This window comes from Lacinutrix mariniflava (genome assembly GCF_001418015.1).
Lineage (GTDB): Bacteria > Bacteroidota > Bacteroidia > Flavobacteriales > Flavobacteriaceae > Lacinutrix > Lacinutrix mariniflava.
Map to the genome: position 1 here is coordinate 123,633 of NZ_LIQG01000027.1, position 17,274 is coordinate 140,906.

Below are 17,274 nucleotides of genomic sequence, written 5' to 3' on the forward strand. Positions count from 1 at the left end.
AAGTAACATGAAAAAAATTATCGCATTATCTTTCTTGATAGCCATTTTTGGTTGTAAAGAAGAAAAAAAGCAAGTGGAAGAAGAGATTGTTTTAGAAGAAAAAGTAGCGCTTAAACCCATATCAGATTCAGATTTAGAAACTGCCGTTATTTACGAAGCAAATATTAGACAATATTCGGCTGAAGGGACTTTTGAAGCATTTACTAAAGACATTCCACAGTTAAAAGAATTAGGTGTAAAAGTGATTTGGTTAATGCCTGTATTTCCTATTTCAGAAACCAAGCGTAAAGCAACAGGAGGAGAAGATAGCAAGTTTGCAACAGATTTCCCAGAAGCAGAACAAAGTAAATATTTAGGGAGTTATTATGCAGTGTCAGACTTTACTAAAATTAATCCAGAATTTGGGACTATCTCAGATTTTAGAGCGTTAGTAAATACAGCGCATGACAATGGTATTTATGTGATTTTGGATTGGGTTCCAAATCACACAGGTTGGGATCATGTTTGGTTAAAAAACCACCCTGATTATTATACGCAAAATGATAAAGGAGAAGTAATGCATCCAGAAGATACGGATTGGACAGATGTTGCCGATTTAAATTACGACAATCAAGAGATGCGTAAGGAAATGATTGAAGACATGAGTTATTGGTTAACAAAAGAAGGTGTAGATGGTTTTCGATGTGATGTTGCTGGATCTGTGCCCACCAATTTTTGGGAACAAGCCATTCCTGAATTACGTGCTAAAAAGGATATTTTTATGTTAGCAGAAGCTTGGGAACCGGAATTGTTGAAAAAAGGATTATTTGATATGGCGTATGCCTGGGATGGACACCATGCCATGAATAAGATAGCAAAAGGTGAAGAGAAAGTAGCTGCTTTTTCTGAGTATATGAAGAAAAGAATGGATGCCTATGAGGCTAATGATATTCTCATGAATTTTGTAACTAATCACGACGAGAACTCTTGGAACGGAACTCTTAATGAACGTATGGGAAATGCGAGTGAAGCCATGACAGCTCTAAGTTATTTAACTCCTGGAATGCCTTTAATTTACTCAGGTCAGGAATACGATTTAGATCATAAGTTGTTGTTTTTTGAAAAGGATAGTTTTCCACACACAAAAGGAAAGATGTGGCCAGTCTTAGAAAAATTAGGAAAACTAAAAAGCACAAGTTCTGCTTTGAATGGAGGGAAAGAGGCTGCTTTATATGAAGAAATAGACGTTGCTAATAAAAATATTTTAGCTTTTAAAAGAAGTAAAAACGGAAGTGATTTAATTTATTTGGCAAATCTATCAAGCATTAAACAGGTGTTTAACCTAGAGTTAGAAGGAACGTATTTAGATTATATGGTTAATAAAACAATAGAATGTAAATTGGGTGATACCATCGCTTTAGAACCGTGGGACTATAAAATATTAGAGGATTAAATTCTACTACATATATGTAATTGACTCTGTTTATATTCCTAATTTATATTTAGCTATTGCTTTGTGATATTTAGATTAGAATAAAAAAGAGTGCTTTTTGAGAAATAGAAAATAGAGCTACTATTTATTAATATGAAAGATTTGTATAGAAGTAAAATACGTAGTACTAATTATTAGTACATGCGTTCAATATATTTAAAGTGAATTAATAAAATAGAAAAAGCTTCACAAATGTGAAGCTTTTTCTATTTCTAACCTTTTAATAGAATTACTTAGTAGTAATAGGAAATTCAGCAATTGTTGTATCCCAACCTATTTTTAAATGTACAGTCTTAGCAGAGGCTTCATAAAGAGCAATAGATAAGTTTTCTATCTCTTTAGTGCTTTTTGTTACAGGTACACTTAGGCTGGCAACATCTTTACTAGCATCGTAACCATAATTTCCCCAACCATCTAATTCTGTGTTAAGTTTTAATGTCCATTCTTTTTCAGTAGGAATAATAATAATAGAATAACGTCCAGCTTTGATCTCTTTTCCGCCAAAAGTGACATCATTTAAAAATAATATTTCTGTAGATTCGTTTGCTCCAACTCTCCAAGCTTCTCCAAATTTTAAAAGTTTTCCAAAAACTTCTCTGCCTTTTTTAGCAGGACGAGAATAAGTAACTCTCATTTGGGGAGATAAGGCTTTTTGTTTAGCATCATCTTTTTCAAAACTTCTGTGTGGTGCTCCATCTGGATAATAAGCACGATCCATTGTGCTTTTGTCCATCTTTGCGAATTTTTGTGCGTTTACAGTAGTTCCTATTAATGCAACTGCGATAATAAATAGTAATTTTTTCATTTTTAGTTTTTATTTAAGTTAATTATGTTTTCTGTTTTAATTCTTGAAAGTTCTTTTAGTGTGTTAGCTTCATAAAGAGCTGGCAGCGCTTTTAAAGGTGTTCCAACTTCAGCTTTATAATTTATATAGTCTTGAAATGTAATGCCATCTATTACTCTTGTATTATAAGCACTTCTAAAGCGAACACCACCTTTGTTTACTTTATAACTGTATGCTAGATAATCTATTTTTTTTGTGTCTTTATTTATCCAATAGTAAAATTCGTCATCATGATCTTCTCCACCGCCTTCTTTGTTAAATGTGATTTCTAAAACATCATAACTCTTGTCTTTAATAACGATACTTTCAATATATTTAGAGTTAACAGCTTTATCATTTAACTTATATGGGAGAGTTGCAAAGTAGATAACAGAATTTATTGCTCCAGTTCCGCTTGTAATTTCTTTAGCTGAGAGTTTTATAAGTTTTCCATTAATCATTCTCTGTAAACTTCCACTTGTTAAAATATCGTTTATTATAGAGTCGCCTGTGCTTGAGCTTTTTTTATACTCATAGTTGCTTCCGTCGTTTTTAAATTGATACGTATTATCTCTAAAAACGAAAGAATAATGTGCCGAATTATATAAATCACCACCATGAGCAGAAATTGTTTCATTTAAAATGATCTGAGATTTCGTTAATTTATTACTTTCAGTGGGAGTTATGACTTCTTTTAAAGAATCGATTTTGGTATTTTTCTCTTTATTATTACAAGAAAACAGGGCGAATGCACAAACGAAAATTGAAATGGTTTTTAATACAGACATTATAGATTTTTATTTTTAAGAAACTATTAGGTTTGTCGAATTTAAAGAGAACAACTTTCAATAAATGAATATTTAAGAATTAATTAGGAATAATAATTTAGATATTTTTCACTTTTAATTGATTTATAGTGAGTTAACCTTTATATTTATTAAAACAAATAAATACAATGTATACTTATAAAGCGAAAATAATATCAGTTTATGATGGAGACACTGTTACTGCAGTTGTAGACTTAGGGTTTCTTCATTCTCAAGAAATGAAATTAAGACTCTATGGTATTGACACTCCCGAAATGAGAGGCCCAGAAAAAATAGAAGGTAAAAAAGTAAGAGATATTTTAAGAACTATGATTCTTGATAAAGAGGTGACTATCCGTTCTTATAAAGATAAGCAAGGCAAGTATGGACGTTATTTGGCGAATATTATTTTAGAAGATGGTTTAGAAGTTAACCAATGGTTAGTAGATAATGGTCATGCAAAACCTTATCTTTTATAAAAGAAAAAGCGACTCAGTTAAGAATCGCTTTTTTATATGTTTTAATCTTCTAATCCTGGAGGATATTTAGTCATAATCTCTGCTACAAACTCTTTAATTCTAGCTTCTTTTTTATCCACATTAGACGAGGTGCTTAGGTAACCGGAACCTTTTCCTTGCCAAACCAATTCCTTCTTTTTGGCATCTATTAAATCAATATATAAGCTGCCTTGAGTTGAGGTGCTTACATTATTGTTGAAGTTGTTATAGAAAGGGCTCCATCCCCAACCATAACCAAAACCACCGTAGCCATTATTGTACACGTTTACTTCTTGCCTTTCTTTTGTGAAAATGCTAACCAATAAATCTGGGTTCTCAGATTTTGTAAAACCTTTAGCTAAAAGTTCGGCTTCTATAGCGCGAAGCATTCTACGTTTATCTAGATCGCTAATTTCAGCTTTATCTATGCCTGTTTTAAAAAACGCAAAGGTTTTATAAGAATTAAAATCAGCATTTTTATCATAATCAGCCGCTACACGAACCGAAGTGCATGAGCTTGCCACAATAAGCAGCAATAAAATGGGTAATGTTTTTAATAATTTCATCTTTTTCAATTTTTTTAATGGTTATAACGAGTCTATTATAGCATCATCCACAGTATTTGGCAAAGTTACTTTTAGGTTCGGTTCGATTTCCATTGCTCGTTTTATAGCAAAAACGGCACCTTCATTTCTTGCCCAACTTCTTCTAGAAATACCATTATTAACATCCCAGAATAACATTGATTTTAAGCGTTTTGAGGCTTCTTTACTACCATCAAGAACCATACCAAATCCTCCATTAATAACTTCTCCCCAACCAACTCCACCGCCATTGTGTATACTTACCCAAGTGGCGCCGCGAAAGCTGTCTCCAATAACATTTTGAATGGCCATATCTGCTGTAAAGCGAGATCCATCATATATATTACTAGTTTCTCTATAGGGAGAATCTGTTCCTGAAACATCATGATGATCGCGGCCTAGAATAACGGTTTCAATATCTCCATTTGCTATTGCTTGATTAAAGGCTTCTGCTATTTTTGCACGACCTTCTGCATCAGCATATAATATTCTGGCTTGAGAACCAACGACTAATTTATTTTCTTGAGCACCTTTAATCCATTGGATATTATCAGTCATTTGTTGCTGAATTTCCTTTGGAGAATTGGTCTTTATTTCTTCTAGAACAGCACAAGCAATAGCGTCTGTTTTTGCTAAGTCTTCTGGTTTTCCTGATGCACATACCCAACGAAATGGCCCAAAACCATAATCAAAACACATAGGGCCCATTATATCTTGAACATAACTTGGGTATTTAAAATCGATACCATTTTCCGCCATAATATCTGCTCCAGCACGAGAGGCTTCTAATAAGAAAGCATTCCCGTAATCAAAGAAATAAGTACCTTTTGCAGTGTGTTTGTTAATAGCCTCAGCGTGACGACACAATGTTTTTTGAACTTCTATTTTAAATTGTTCAGGCTTATTAGCCATCATATCGTTGGCGTCATCAAAAGATATTCCCGTAGGATAATAGCCACCAGCCCATGGATTGTGTAGAGAAGTCTGGTCGCTTCCTAAATCGATATGTACATTAGCTTTATCAAACTTCTCCCAAACGTCTACTATGTTTCCTAAGTAAGCAATTGAAATTGTCTCTTTTTCAGCTTTAGCTTTATTAACACGTGTAACTAAATCATCTAAATTGGTAATTTTTTCATCTATCCAACCCTGATCTAAACGTAATTGAGTGATTTTTGGGTTTACTTCGGCACAAACAGTAATGCAACCTGCAATATTTCCTGCTTTTGGTTGTGCTCCCGACATTCCGCCTAGTCCAGAAGTGACAAAAAGATTTCCTTTTGGTTCTTTATTTATTTTCCTAAATGCATTTAAAACGGTAATAGTTGTACCATGTACAATACCTTGAGGGCCAATGTACATGTAACTACCGGCTGTCATCTGTCCATATTGTGTAACACCTAATGCATTAAATTTTTCCCAATCGTCTGGTTTAGAATAATTGGGTATCATCATGCCGTTGGTTACAACAACTCTTGGAGCTTCTTTATGAGAAGGAAATAATCCCATCGGGTGACCAGAGTACATGGTTAATGTTTGCTCATCGTTCATTTCAGCTAAATATTTCATGGTTAGGCGGTATTGTGCCCAATTAGAAAATACACCTCCATTTCCTCCGTAGGTAATTAATTCGTGAGGATGCTGTGCGACTGCGTAATCCAAGTTATTTTGGATCATTAACATAATTGCAGCTGCTTGTTTAGATTTAGCAGGATACTCACTTATGGGTCTAGCATACATTTTGTAATCTGGACGTAAACGGTACATGTAAATTCTACCGTAAGTATCTAATTCATTTTTAAACTCTAAAATAAGTTCTTTATGGTCTTTCTTGTCGAAATATCTTAATGCATTTCTTAACGCTAATTTTTCTTCCTCTTTAGAAAGAATAGCTTTACGTTTAGGTGCATGATTTATGTCTTTTTCGTAAGGTTTAGGAGCCGGTAAATGCTCAGGAATACCTTCTAGAATCTGTGTTTTAAAAGTAGAACTCATTAGGGTTAATTCTTTTTATGTATTGAATTAGTATTTTTATTGAACCCGTAAGGGCAATGTCTGCAACCACTTTCGCAACAATAACCACGTTTTAAATGGTATTGCTCGGTGAAGCATTTGTAACCTTCAGGCGTTAAATAATAATCGCCTTCTTCTATGGGAATGTGTTTTTTCATAAGTATATTACAAATATACTGTAATTTCGAGTAAAATTTCCTTGGTTAAAACTAAGGTTTTATTGAAACAATAATACTCAAGTGGTTGAGTATGGAGTGATTTTTGAAACCAGTAATTTGTGATATTAATTTCTAAATACATAGTGCCTAAAGGTTATACTGGAATAACTATTTTTCCATTTGTTTTTCTGAAGGATAAATCTTTGAAATCAAATATGGTTTTAATTAACCATGAGAAGATTCATTTAAGACAGCAATTAGAGCTTTTAATTCTTCCATTTTATATTATTTATGGCATTGAATTTCTAGTAAGATTAATTCAATATAGAAATTGGTACACTGCTTATATAAATATTTCTTTTGAACGCGAGTCTTATCGAAATCAAGCAAATTTCAGCTATTTAAAAAACCGCAAAGTTTGGAGCTTTTTAAAGTATCTTCGTACTCATGATTTTTAAGTTAGAAAATAGTATTAATGTACGTGTTTATTTGCCTAATACAATAGATGTAGAATTATTTATAAAACGGGAAGATGCTATACATCCTATTATTTCAGGAAATAAGTACAGGAAATTAAAATACAATATTGAAGCAGCTAAAATTGAAGGTAAGCATACACTTTTAACTTTTGGTGGTGCATTTTCAAATCATATAGCAGCAGTAGCAGAAGCTGGTAGAGTTTATAATTTAAAAACCATTGGTATAATTAGAGGAGAAGAATTAAGCTCTAAAATTAATGACAATGCCACATTAAAATATGCTCAAGACTGTGGCATGCAATTTAAGTTTATTAGTAGAACAGATTTTAGAAATAAAGAAGATTTAGATTTTATAGGAAATTTAAAACAAGAATTTGGAGATTTTTACGCTATTCCAGAAGGTGGCTCAAATACTTTAGCAGTAAAAGGTTGTGAAGAGATTTTAACTAAAGCAGATTCTAATTTTAATTATATTTGTGCACCTGCTGGTACAGGAGGTACTTTAGCAGGTTTAATAAATGCTTCTAAGTCTAATCAACAAGTTTTGGGTTTTTCAGCCTTAAAAGGAGACTTTTTGCAAGAAGATATTAGTAAATTTGCGAAACAAGATAATTGGAAGCTAATAACCGATTACCATTTTGGAGGTTATGCTAAAATAAATGCGGAGTTAATAACGTTTATGAATGCGTTTAAAGCACTCAATAATGTTAGATTAGATCCGGTTTATACAGGGAAGATGTTATTTGGGATTCAAGATATGATTATTAAGGACTATTTTCCAAAAGGCTCAAAAATATTAGTTATTCATACTGGAGGATTACAAGGTATTACAGGAATGAATAGCAGATTAAAACAGAAAAATTTACCGTTAATACAATAATTAATGAAAAGAATATTTACACTTATTTGTCTACTTATATTAGTCTCTAGTTGTGGCTCAAGTAAAAAAATAACAACTAAAAAAGCTAAAAGCAAAACAGAACGCGTTGTTAAAACTAAAAAGAAGAGAGAAAGGAAAACTAAAGTTGTAGAAACACCAGAGGTGATTATTACCGAAACGCCTGAAAGTTATGCAACACCTACAGATGAGTATATTGCTATATATAGCGATATCGCTCAAGACGAAATGCGTAATTATGGAGTACCAGCAAGTATTACTTTAGCTCAAGGTATTTTAGAATCTGGTTCTGGAAAAGGCCGTTTATCTACAGAAGCAAATAATCATTTTGGAATAAAATGCCATTCTGGTTGGACTGGTGGAAAAATATACCATGATGATGATGCGTCTCAAGAATGTTTTAGAAAATATAAAAATTCAAAATACTCATTTAGAGATCATTCGTTATTTTTAAAGGAGCGTTCTCGTTATGCAGGATTGTTTGCTTTGGGAAAAGGAGATTACGAATCGTGGGCAAAAGGATTAAGAGCTGCAGGATACGCAACAGATAGAAAATACCCTCAAAAATTAATAAGCCTTATAGAACGTTACCAATTATACCGTTTCGATAACGATGTGTTAGGTGTTGAGTCTGGTGTAAGCGACAAACATACTGTTGTTTCAGGTGATACTTTATTTGGTTTATCTAGAAAATATAATATTTCAGTACCAGAATTAAAAGCATTAAATAGCATGGAAACTAACGACTTGTTTGTAGGACAAGTGTTATTTGTTAAACCCATTCCTAAAGATTAATTATAATGATTTATAAACGTAGTAGTACTCTTTTTGCAGCAGCAGAAAAAGTAATTCCTGGAGGTGTAAATTCTCCAGTTAGAGCCTTCAAAGCAGTTGGAGGAACACCAATTTTTGTTAAAGAAGCCAAAGGCGCTTATTTGTATGATGAAGATGGAAACACTTTAATTGATTACATTAATTCTTGGGGACCAATGATATTAGGTCATGCCTTCGAACCTGTAGTGAATGCTGTTATAGAGAAAGCTAAAAAAGGAACCTCTTTTGGTATGCCTACAGAAATTGAAACTGAAATTGCAGAATTAGCAGTTTCAATGGTTCCAAATATCGATAAAATCCGTTTTGTGAACTCTGGAACAGAAGCTTGTATGAGTGCTGTAAGATTAGCAAGAGGTTATACCGGAAAAGATAAAATTATAAAATTTGCTGGTTGTTATCATGGACACAGCGACTCATTTTTAATACAAGCAGGAAGTGGTGCAGTAACTTTTGGTAGCCCAAATAGTCCTGGTGTTACAGAAGGGACTGCAAAAGATACTTTGTTGGCAGATTATAATGATTTAGCAAATGTTGAAGCATTAATTAACGCCAATAATAATGAAATAGCTTGTATTATTATAGAACCAGTTGCTGGAAATATGGGTTGTATTCCTCCAGTAGATGGCTTTCTTCAAGGATTAAGAACGCTTTGCGATGCTAATGATATATTATTAATCTTTGATGAGGTTATGACTGGTTTTCGTCTTGCAAAAGGTGGAGTTCAGGAATTATATGGAGTAGATGCAGATATTGTTTGTTTTGGTAAGGTTATAGGAGGAGGTTTACCTGTTGGTGCTTTTGCTTCTAGAAATGAAATTATGAACCATCTTGCGCCTTTAGGCCCTGTATATCAAGCAGGAACTCTAAGTGGTAATCCGTTAGCTATGGCTGCAGGTTTAGCAATGTTGAAAGCTTTAAATTCTGATAAAGAAGTTTTTAATCGTTTAGCTGAAAAAACCGAATATTTGCATAAAGGTTTAACTAAGGTTTTAGAAAGTAACAATATAACACATACTATTAATCGAGTAGGTTCTATGATTTCTGTTCATTTTGACGAAGGGAAAGTTGTAGATTTTAAGACGGCAGCAAAAGGGAATAACGAAACGTTTAAAACCTTTTTTCATGGTATGCTTAATAATGGTATTTATATAGCTCCAAGTGCTTTCGAAACTTGGTTTATTACAGACGCGTTAACTTATGAAGATTTAGATAAGACCATAGAGGCTTGTAATGCTGTTTTTAAATAATAGAAAATTTTATAAATAAAAAAGGCGATTTACTAATTTTAGTAATCGCCTTTTTTAACTGGTAGAAATATACTATTCAGCACTGTCTTTTTTCTCAGTAAGAATTAAATATCTTTTGTATAAGTCTTCACCTAAAGCCGATTTTAAATTAGCTTCAAGTGTTGTATTTGCTTTTGCTATAATTTCTTTTTCACCAGTACTTTTAGAATCCTCAATAGATAATAAGTTCTTTTCGTGTGCATAATATGCTTCATAAACTTGTTCTAAAGTAGTGTCGTCAAACTTTATTTGAGTACGCATTTCTTTTGCTTGAAGATAAGCTTTCTCTTTAAGACTAACTTGATCCTGAGCAGATGCAGATTGTGTTCCTATTAATAATGCAAATGCAAAAAAGCAAAAAGTAAATATTTTTTTCATGGTCGTAAGTTGTTATGTGTTTATAACTCAAAGTAAAGCTATTTCATTAACTATTGCAAATAAAAAAATGCCGAATAGATAATCGGCATTTTTTCGCTTTTAAAAGGTGTTTATCGAATTGTAATTATTCTTCGTTTTTACTTTCTCCTTTTTGTTTTTTGTCTCCTTTTTTGTGCTTCATTTTACCATGCTTTCCGTCTTTGCCTCTTCTTTTAGACATTTTGCTGTACTTTTCATATTGCTCTTCTGTTAAGATGTTTTTCATCTCTTTCTTGGTAGCAATTTGCTGGTCTAATTTTTCATTTTCCCTCTTTAGTTTCTCTTCTGCAGTTGGTTTTTTGTTCGCATCTTTTAATGCTTTTCTACTTGCCATTTGTGCTTTACGAGACTCCGCATTTTTTATATTTATCTTTTCAACTTTAATTTGTTGTTCTTCTGTGAGATCTAAAGCAAGTGTCATTTTTTTAGTTTTGAGTTTTGCCATTTCTACAGGATCTATATCTTGGCGTTTTTCCATTCTCTCTTTTCTTGACTCTTTTTTATCGTCGTTCTTTTCTTGTGCTGTAACTTGCAATGCAAATAAAGCTAATGCTACTATTAATAATTTTTTCATGCTGTTTTGTTTTAAATTGTTATACACTCCTAAGACAATAAAAAAACAGAATGGTTTAAATGGAATTTAATATTTGGGTTTTAATTAACAATTTGGGCTTTGTTAACTAGCTCTAATGTAACAGTGTATAGAGGCTTGTCTTCCATTTTACTTTTTAACCAAGCAAAATAACTCAAGACAAAAATATCTTCACGTTTTGCTTCTAACCAAACAAAGGCATGTTTTACTTTATTAATAAAAGCTTCTGTTTTTATAGCGTGTGGATTTTTATAATAGATTTCTACAAACTGTAGATAGGTAATAACCCGATCTTGATGTATGCTTTTTAAATAAGGATTGTAGTTTCTTTTAAAACTGAGTAATCTAGAATCTACCAAGTCTATGTTTTCTAATTCAATATGTAAAATTATTTCAATAAGATTTTTTTTAATAACCCATTCTTTTCCTGCTTTCGATTCGTAATAATTATCTGTGTGATAGAATGCTTTAAATATGGTGTGCGCTTTTTTGTAGTCTTTAAATTGAATATAATACATAGCTAAACTAAGGTTGATGTCTAGTAATGTTTCTAGGTCTTTGTGCTTTTTAAGTAATACTGTTTCTAATAACAAAATTGCTTGTTCCTGTTTATTAGAGTAGTTGAGGTTTAATGCTAATAATAGGTTGTGCTTTAGTTTAAATGTGGAATTGTATTTTCTATTTTGTTTTAACATGTGGTTTTTCATGAGTCTTAAATAGTCTATAGACTCATTAAACTTTTTATTTCTAAACAATGCATTGGCTATTAAGTACAGTACTTCAATATGGTAGTATAATTGTTTTTGCTTATTCTTGTGCTGTTGGAGTTTTTGATACGTTTTAACTAAAAACGGTTCAATTTTAAAGTAGTCTTTACTTACAAAAGCAGATAGGCTTACAATTGTAATTAATTGATATAAAGATTTAAAGGACATTGAATCATTAATGTTAACGTTGTATTCTTTAAAAGTTTTAATAAGTAAGTTCTCGAAATCTATACTGTTTCTCTGGTGGTTATCTTGCGATATAATCTGTCTTATTTTTGCATAAACGATGTTTAGCTGATCTTCTAAGAAAGCATTTTTCTGATTGTCTTTAAACTTTTGAATAAGCCCATCGATATCTTCAGATGGATTTGCATGAGCATATTGAATTTTAGTATGATATATTTCGTTTAATAAAGGAAACAGTAAATGTTCGTTGGCTATAATTTCAGCTTTAGCTAAAACCTTATAAGCCACTTTGTATTGCTTATGATTTAAGAATGTGCGTGATGCTAAAATATATTTTATCACTTGCATGTCTATAGAGTTTTCTTCTTCTAAGCTAATGTTTGCAATAAAGTCTATAATAGATTGGTGTAGTCGTTTTCTTAAGGCATGATAAGCGTCCTTTTGGTTTTTGTTATATAGTTTTAAAAAAATAGCTTGAGAATCTAATTGATTATTAGATAGTAGTTTAAATAACGCGATGTTTTTGGTGTCCTTTCGTTTGTTCTTCTTTTCGAGATAATTAACGAAGAGTAGCTTTTCATCTTTAGAAAGGTTACTTATTATTTCATTTAAATTGGTCATTTAATCGTCGGTTAATTATTATTTAATCCTAATTATATATCAAATTATTGTTTAAATATAATAAATATATCGTCAGTTATACTAAGATGTTGTTTTTCTCAACTTTAGATTCCGTCCCATATTTGCATCATAATCATTAAAACAAAATAATTATGGATTATCAAACAACAGTTTCTTCAAAAGAAACAGAAAAAAGAAAAAGAATAAAAAAGAAGAACAAATTTTTGACCAAAAACCAACATCGGCATTTGTTGGAGCATCGTGGACAGCTTTGTTAATTGGTATAGTTGCTTATTGTGTAGGTTTATGGAATGCAACTATGGCATTAAATGAGAAAGGCTATTACTTCACCATTTTACTGTTTGGTTTATTCTCTGTAATATCAGTGCAAAAAGCAGTACGAGATAAAATGGAAAATATTCAAGTTACAGAGTTGTATTATGGTATAAGTTGGTTTGCAAGTACTGCAGCAATAGCTTTGTTAGTTATTGGGCTATGGAATGCAGATTTACAATTAAGTGAAAAAGGATTCTATGGCATGTCTTTTACATTAAGTTTATTTGCCGGAATTGCAGTGCAAAAAAATACTAGAGATATTGCTTTTATCGATAATAACGAAACGGAAGACATTTAAAATTTTGTTTTGATGAGGGTTGTTTAACCTTAAATGGCGTGATTTTTAATTGCGCCATTTTAAATTTTATATCAAAGCATAAATAAGTTCCAAGGATTATAATTCATGTTATATGCTAATACTTAAAAATAACATAAATTTAGAAAATATTAAATACACAACAAAATGAATTCAAAACTCATAAAAGAATTACCAGAATTGGTAGAAAACGATATAATATCTCAAGATATTGCTTCTAAAATAGAACGTTATTACCAATCTAAAACTAACAATACGCCTAATAGGTTATTTACTGTTTTTGGAGTGTTGGGTTCCATTTTAGTAGGACTTGGTATTATGTTAATATTGGCACATAATTGGGATGATTTCTCAAAATCTATTAAAACAATTTTTGCTTTTGCACCATTAGTTATTGGGCAGCTATTAGTTGGTTTTTCAATTTTGAATAAAAAAAGCAAAACATGGAAAGAAGCCTCAGGTGTTTTCCTGTTTTTTACGGTTGGTGCTTCCATAGCAATGGTAAGTCAGATTTATAATATACCAGGAGACTTCACCAATTATATGCTAGTCTGGATTTTATTATGTGCACCATTAATATACCTTTTAAAGTCGCATGCATTAGCAATTTTACATCTTGTATATGCAACTATTTATGCTTGTAACTATGGTTATGCCGATGGAACTAAAGCGCCATGGTTGTTTTTGGTGCTTATTTTGTTACTAATTCCATATTACGTAAGTCTTTTACAAAGCAAACCGAAGGCAAATATTACATCTGTTTTTAACTGGTTACTACCCATTAGTCTTATTATTACTTTAGGAGCATTTATTACAAAATTCGATGAACTTATTTTCTTGTCTTATATTATTTTATTTGGTTTGTTTTATAATTTAGGAAAACTCCCAGTATTCAATAATTTAAAGTTAAGACAGAATGGTTATTTAGTTCTAGGCTCCTTTGGAACTGTTGTTTTATTATTGATTTCAAGTTTTCGTATAGTCTGGGAAGAAGTATTAACTATTTCTTCTTTCTCTGGGAATGAAACAACTTTGGTTACTGTGTTATTTGTAATAAGCTTAGGTGTTTTAGTTTATTTGTTTCTAAAAAAGGAAGTCAATAAATTAAACATGTTTCATTACATATTTATAATAATGACCATCTTATTTTTTGTTGGTTTGAAAAATGATGTTTCACCAACGATTATTACTAATATCTTATTATTGATTTTAGGAATAAATGCTATAAAAATAGGAGCGGATAAAATGCATTTTGGTGTTTTAAATTATGGATTAGTTATTATTACTGGTTTAATATTTTGTCGTTTTTTCGATACTGATATGAGTTTTGTTATTCGTGGTTTATTATTTGTATTTGTTGGAATTGGTTTTTTTGCAACTAATTATATCATGTTTAGAAAGCAAAAAAATAAGAACACTAGTATTAAATCATTAGATGCCATTGAAATTAAAGAGGAAGACATTAAAACATTAAAATAATTAGTTATGAAAAACATGAAATTACAATACGTTTTTGTGCTCTTTATACTCGTAGTTATAGCGCAATTACTTGTCCCAGCACAAATGATTTTTGGACAAGAAACTGTTTTGAATAAAGGTACTGCGTACAAGTTTAAAACACAGCCAGTAGATCCAAGCGATCCTTATCGAGGTAAATATGTAACTTTAAGTTACGATATTCGTTCTTTTATTACTAGTGATACTATATGGGAGAGAAAACAAGATATTTATGTTTATTTTGAAAATGATAGTTTGGGTTTTGCTAAATTAACAGAAGTAAGTAAAATACCTTTGGTAACGGCAAAAGACTTTGTGAAAACAAAAGTAGATTGGTTTAATAAATATGATAAGAGTGTGAAATTTAATTTACCATTCGATCGTTTTTATATGGAAGAAAGCAAGGCGAAACCGGCAGAAGATGCTTTTAGAATAGCCCAACGAGATAATTTACCAAATAATACTTATGCTTTGGTATATGTTAAAGAAGGAGAAGCTGTTTTAAAAGATTTATTTATAAATGAAGTTTCTATTAAAGACTACGTCACTATTAATAAAAATGAAGAATAGACTTTATCTTCTATTATTTACATAGAGTGTTAAACCATAATATAAAAGTGCTGCAAGTAGAATCGTAAAAATTATAGGCATAGAAGGACGACCAGTACTAATAAATATTAATTCGTTGATTAAATTAGCACCAAAGAAACTAATAAGAATTCTAACGAACGTTATTTTTAGATACCTCATAATAAATTTTTAGTTCTTGAAAACGATTATAAATTTAAATCTCCAAATAAGTTTTTTAATGATTTCCAATTTGTGTTACAAACAGGAAGGTAGCGGATTGAAATAATTATTTTATAGATGCAAACAAATATATAATAAAAGAGCTAAACATTAAGTTTAGCTCTTTTATCCTGTTTTTTATATAGGTAGTTACTTGTTTTAACTCATCTTTAATTGGTTAACAATAGAAACGATTAACATCTTTTACATTTACTATTTTTAATAGTATTTTTTCTTTAACCAAAAGGATACCTTTACCAGTAAAATTAGTGCGGGAACTTCAACCAAAGGACCAATTACACCCGCAAAGGCTTGTCCCGAATTTAATCCAAACACGGCAATAGCGACTGCAATTGCTAACTCAAAATTATTTCCTGCTGCTGTAAAGGCTACGGCTGTAGTTTTATCATATTCTGCTCCTGTTGCTTTAGTGAAGAAAAATCCAATAATAAACATTAACGTAAAATATATAAGTAATGGAACCGCTATAATTAACACGTCCATTGGTATTTCAACAATTAATTCTCCTTTTAATGAAAACATTACCACAATTGTAAATAAAAGAGCAATTAATGTTATTGGTGATATTTTTGGAATAAATGTATTGGTATACCATGCCTCTCCTTTTAGTTTTACTAAAATAAGTCTACTTAATATTCCCATTAAAAATGGAATTCCTAAATAGATAGCAACGCTTTCTGCAATAGTGGCAATCGAGATATCTACAATGGCTCCTTCGAAACCAAAATAAGGAGGAAGGACAGTTATAAAAAGCCATGCATAAAAACTATAAGCGAATACTTGAAAAATACTATTTAGTGCAACTAAACCAGCACCATATTCACTACTTCCTTCAGCGAGATCGTTCCATACTAAAACCATTGCAATACAACGCGCTAGACCAATTAAAATTAATCCAACCATATACTCAGGGTGATCACGTAAGAATGTAATAGCCAAAACAAACATTAGAACAGGACCAATTATCCAGTTTAAAATAAGTGAGATTGAAAGTATTTTGGTATTTCTAAAAACTTTTGGTAATAAGGCGTAGTTAACCTTTGCTAAAGGTGGATACATCATTAAAATTAAACCAATTGCAATTGGAATGTTTGTAGTTCCACTACTAAAGGAGTTTATAAGGTTTGGAAATGTTGGTATAAAATAACCCAGTCCAACGCCTAAAGCCATGGCGACAAATATCCATAACGTTAGGTTTCTATCAAGAAAACTTAATTTTTTTGCTGCCATTTTTATAAGTTTATTTGAGAGAATACATAAAATAATTCAGTTGCAATCTGCAAACTTCTTTCATTATACTTTTGTGCTTGTTTAGGTGTATTGTCAAATACTTTCGGATCTTCAAAAGTAATTGGAATGCGTTTTTCTGCACCAGCAATAAATGGACAACCTCCATCGGCTTGAGAACAAGTCATGATTGCCGCAAAACTAGATTTTGGATTAAAATCATCATCTAATTTCTTGGAGAAACCTATTATTGGATGTGCATTTTCTGAATATTTAATACTGTAAATTGGGTTGTCATTCTTAGAAAGCGCTTTAATCCTAAAACCAGAGTGCACTAGAGTATTTGCAACCATGGGAAATAGAGCTGTAGCCTCTGTTCCTCCTGAGTAGCAAAACACATTTTTAATATTAAAATAGCTAGCCATTGTTTGTGCCCAAACTTGAGATAAATGACTTCTTCTAGAATTATGCGTACAGATAAAATTGATTCTAATGTCTTGGTTAGTAGAAGTTTTTAATTGAATAAAATCTACTAAAGGTTTTAAAACGGCTTTTCGGTCTTCAGAAATAGTTTCAGGATGTAATGCCTTAATTACGGTCTGTATTTCCGGGAATAATAGAGGTTTGGAAGTAGTCATTTTCTTTAGTTTTTTTAG

Annotated in this window: 20 protein-coding genes; 10 read left to right on the forward strand and 10 right to left on the reverse strand. The window is 31.3% G+C overall.

Annotation, left to right across the window (positions count from 1 at the left end; all coding sequences use genetic code 11):
• Positions 1–7: 7 nt before the first annotated feature.
• Positions 8–1,432 carry an alpha-amylase family glycosyl hydrolase gene (locus ASC44_RS13020; RefSeq protein ID WP_055448061.1) on the forward strand — a complete coding sequence of 475 codons (1,425 nt, stop codon included), beginning with the start codon at positions 8–10 and terminating at the stop codon, positions 1,430–1,432.
• A gap of 268 nt (positions 1,433–1,700) precedes the next feature.
• On the opposite strand, the gene ASC44_RS13025 is transcribed toward ASC44_RS13020, so the two are convergent.
• Together ASC44_RS13025 and ASC44_RS13030 are read right to left on the reverse strand one after the other, a co-directional pair.
• The gene (locus tag ASC44_RS13025) at positions 1,701–2,276 is read right to left on the reverse strand and encodes a DUF2911 domain-containing protein (RefSeq protein ID WP_055448062.1); all 576 of its coding nucleotides are present in this window, start codon (positions 2,274–2,276) and stop codon (positions 1,701–1,703) included.
• Between the two features lie 2 nt (positions 2,277–2,278).
• Positions 2,279–3,082 (reverse strand): DUF6503 family protein, encoded by an 804-nt coding sequence (locus ASC44_RS13030; protein ID WP_055448063.1) that lies wholly within the window; start codon positions 3,080–3,082, stop codon positions 2,279–2,281.
• Positions 3,083–3,249: 167 nt separating this feature from the next.
• Between ASC44_RS13030 and ASC44_RS13035 the strand changes: the two genes are divergently transcribed.
• A complete protein-coding gene (locus tag ASC44_RS13035; protein WP_055448064.1) occupies positions 3,250–3,579 on the forward strand; it encodes a thermonuclease family protein in 330 nt (109 codons plus the stop codon).
• 41 nt (positions 3,580–3,620) lie between these two features.
• Here the strand turns inward: ASC44_RS13035 and ASC44_RS13040 are convergent, their stop codons facing one another.
• From ASC44_RS13040 to ASC44_RS18070, 3 genes are read right to left on the reverse strand one after another with little or no spacing between them, the layout of a single operon-like run.
• A complete protein-coding gene (locus ASC44_RS13040; protein WP_055448065.1) occupies positions 3,621–4,163 on the reverse strand; it encodes a DUF4136 domain-containing protein in 543 nt (180 codons plus the stop codon).
• A gap of 21 nt (positions 4,164–4,184) precedes the next feature.
• Positions 4,185–6,176: a urocanate hydratase gene (locus ASC44_RS13045; protein WP_055448066.1), complete on the reverse strand. Its 1,992-nt coding sequence runs from the start codon at positions 6,174–6,176 to the stop codon at positions 4,185–4,187.
• Positions 6,177–6,181: 5 nt separating this feature from the next.
• Positions 6,182–6,352 (reverse strand): C1orf53 family protein, encoded by a 171-nt coding sequence (locus ASC44_RS18070; RefSeq protein ID WP_161805025.1) that lies wholly within the window; start codon positions 6,350–6,352, stop codon positions 6,182–6,184.
• A gap of 119 nt (positions 6,353–6,471) precedes the next feature.
• Between ASC44_RS18070 and ASC44_RS18350 the strand changes: the two genes are divergently transcribed.
• The 4 genes from ASC44_RS18350 to hemL are packed head-to-tail and all read left to right on the forward strand — an operon-like array spanning position 6,472 to position 9,810.
• On the forward strand, positions 6,472–6,810 hold the full coding sequence (locus ASC44_RS18350; RefSeq protein ID WP_055448067.1) for a hypothetical protein: 339 nt from the start codon (positions 6,472–6,474) through the stop codon (positions 6,808–6,810).
• Positions 6,800–7,711, forward strand: a complete 912-nt coding sequence (locus ASC44_RS13055; RefSeq protein ID WP_055448068.1) for a 1-aminocyclopropane-1-carboxylate deaminase/D-cysteine desulfhydrase — start codon at positions 6,800–6,802, stop codon at positions 7,709–7,711. Before ASC44_RS18350 ends, ASC44_RS13055 begins: the two co-directional genes overlap by 11 nt.
• A 3-nt stretch (positions 7,712–7,714) precedes the next feature.
• Positions 7,715–8,524, forward strand: a complete 810-nt coding sequence (locus tag ASC44_RS13060) for a glucosaminidase domain-containing protein (protein ID WP_055448069.1) — start codon at positions 7,715–7,717, stop codon at positions 8,522–8,524.
• Positions 8,525–8,529: 5 nt separating this feature from the next.
• Positions 8,530–9,810, forward strand: coding sequence for a glutamate-1-semialdehyde 2,1-aminomutase (gene hemL, locus ASC44_RS13065; RefSeq protein ID WP_055448070.1), 1,281 nt, complete (start codon positions 8,530–8,532; stop codon positions 9,808–9,810).
• Positions 9,811–9,882: 72 nt separating this feature from the next.
• On the opposite strand, the gene ASC44_RS13070 is transcribed toward hemL, so the two are convergent.
• The 3 genes from ASC44_RS13070 to ASC44_RS13080 all read right to left on the reverse strand — a co-directional run bounded on the left by ASC44_RS13070 (position 9,883) and on the right by ASC44_RS13080 (position 12,432).
• Entirely contained in the window at positions 9,883–10,227 is a 345-nt protein-coding gene (locus ASC44_RS13070; protein ID WP_055448071.1) for a hypothetical protein, read from the reverse strand.
• Positions 10,228–10,351: 124 nt separating this feature from the next.
• Positions 10,352–10,840: a hypothetical protein gene (locus ASC44_RS13075; protein WP_055448072.1), complete on the reverse strand. Its 489-nt coding sequence runs from the start codon at positions 10,838–10,840 to the stop codon at positions 10,352–10,354.
• Between the two features lie 80 nt (positions 10,841–10,920).
• Positions 10,921–12,432 carry a hypothetical protein gene (locus ASC44_RS13080; protein WP_055448073.1) on the reverse strand — a complete coding sequence of 504 codons (1,512 nt, stop codon included), beginning with the start codon at positions 12,430–12,432 and terminating at the stop codon, positions 10,921–10,923.
• A 152-nt stretch (positions 12,433–12,584) separates the two neighbouring features.
• Here ASC44_RS13080 and ASC44_RS18455 point away from each other — a divergent pair, with 152 nt between their 5' ends.
• The 4 genes from ASC44_RS18455 to ASC44_RS13095 all read left to right on the forward strand — a co-directional run bounded on the left by ASC44_RS18455 (position 12,585) and on the right by ASC44_RS13095 (position 15,151).
• Positions 12,585–12,710 (forward strand): hypothetical protein, encoded by a 126-nt coding sequence (locus ASC44_RS18455; RefSeq protein WP_275044217.1) that lies wholly within the window; start codon positions 12,585–12,587, stop codon positions 12,708–12,710.
• Positions 12,653–13,066 carry an inner membrane protein YiaA gene (gene yiaA, locus ASC44_RS13085; RefSeq protein WP_055448074.1) on the forward strand — a complete coding sequence of 138 codons (414 nt, stop codon included), beginning with the start codon at positions 12,653–12,655 and terminating at the stop codon, positions 13,064–13,066. Before ASC44_RS18455 ends, yiaA begins: the two co-directional genes overlap by 58 nt.
• A 165-nt stretch (positions 13,067–13,231) precedes the next feature.
• Positions 13,232–14,563, forward strand: a complete 1,332-nt coding sequence (locus tag ASC44_RS13090) for a DUF2157 domain-containing protein (RefSeq protein WP_055448075.1) — start codon at positions 13,232–13,234, stop codon at positions 14,561–14,563.
• Positions 14,564–14,569: 6 nt separating this feature from the next.
• On the forward strand, positions 14,570–15,151 hold the full coding sequence (locus ASC44_RS13095) for a GDYXXLXY domain-containing protein (protein WP_083476304.1): 582 nt from the start codon (positions 14,570–14,572) through the stop codon (positions 15,149–15,151).
• A 438-nt stretch (positions 15,152–15,589) separates the two neighbouring features.
• Here the strand turns inward: ASC44_RS13095 and arsB are convergent, their stop codons facing one another.
• On the reverse strand, positions 15,590–16,621 hold the full coding sequence (gene arsB, locus ASC44_RS13100) for an ACR3 family arsenite efflux transporter (protein WP_055448077.1): 1,032 nt from the start codon (positions 16,619–16,621) through the stop codon (positions 15,590–15,592).
• Between the two features lie 2 nt (positions 16,622–16,623).
• Entirely contained in the window at positions 16,624–17,256 is a 633-nt protein-coding gene (locus ASC44_RS13105) for an arsenate-mycothiol transferase ArsC (protein ID WP_055448078.1), read from the reverse strand.
• Between the last annotated feature and the right edge of the window lie 18 nt (positions 17,257–17,274).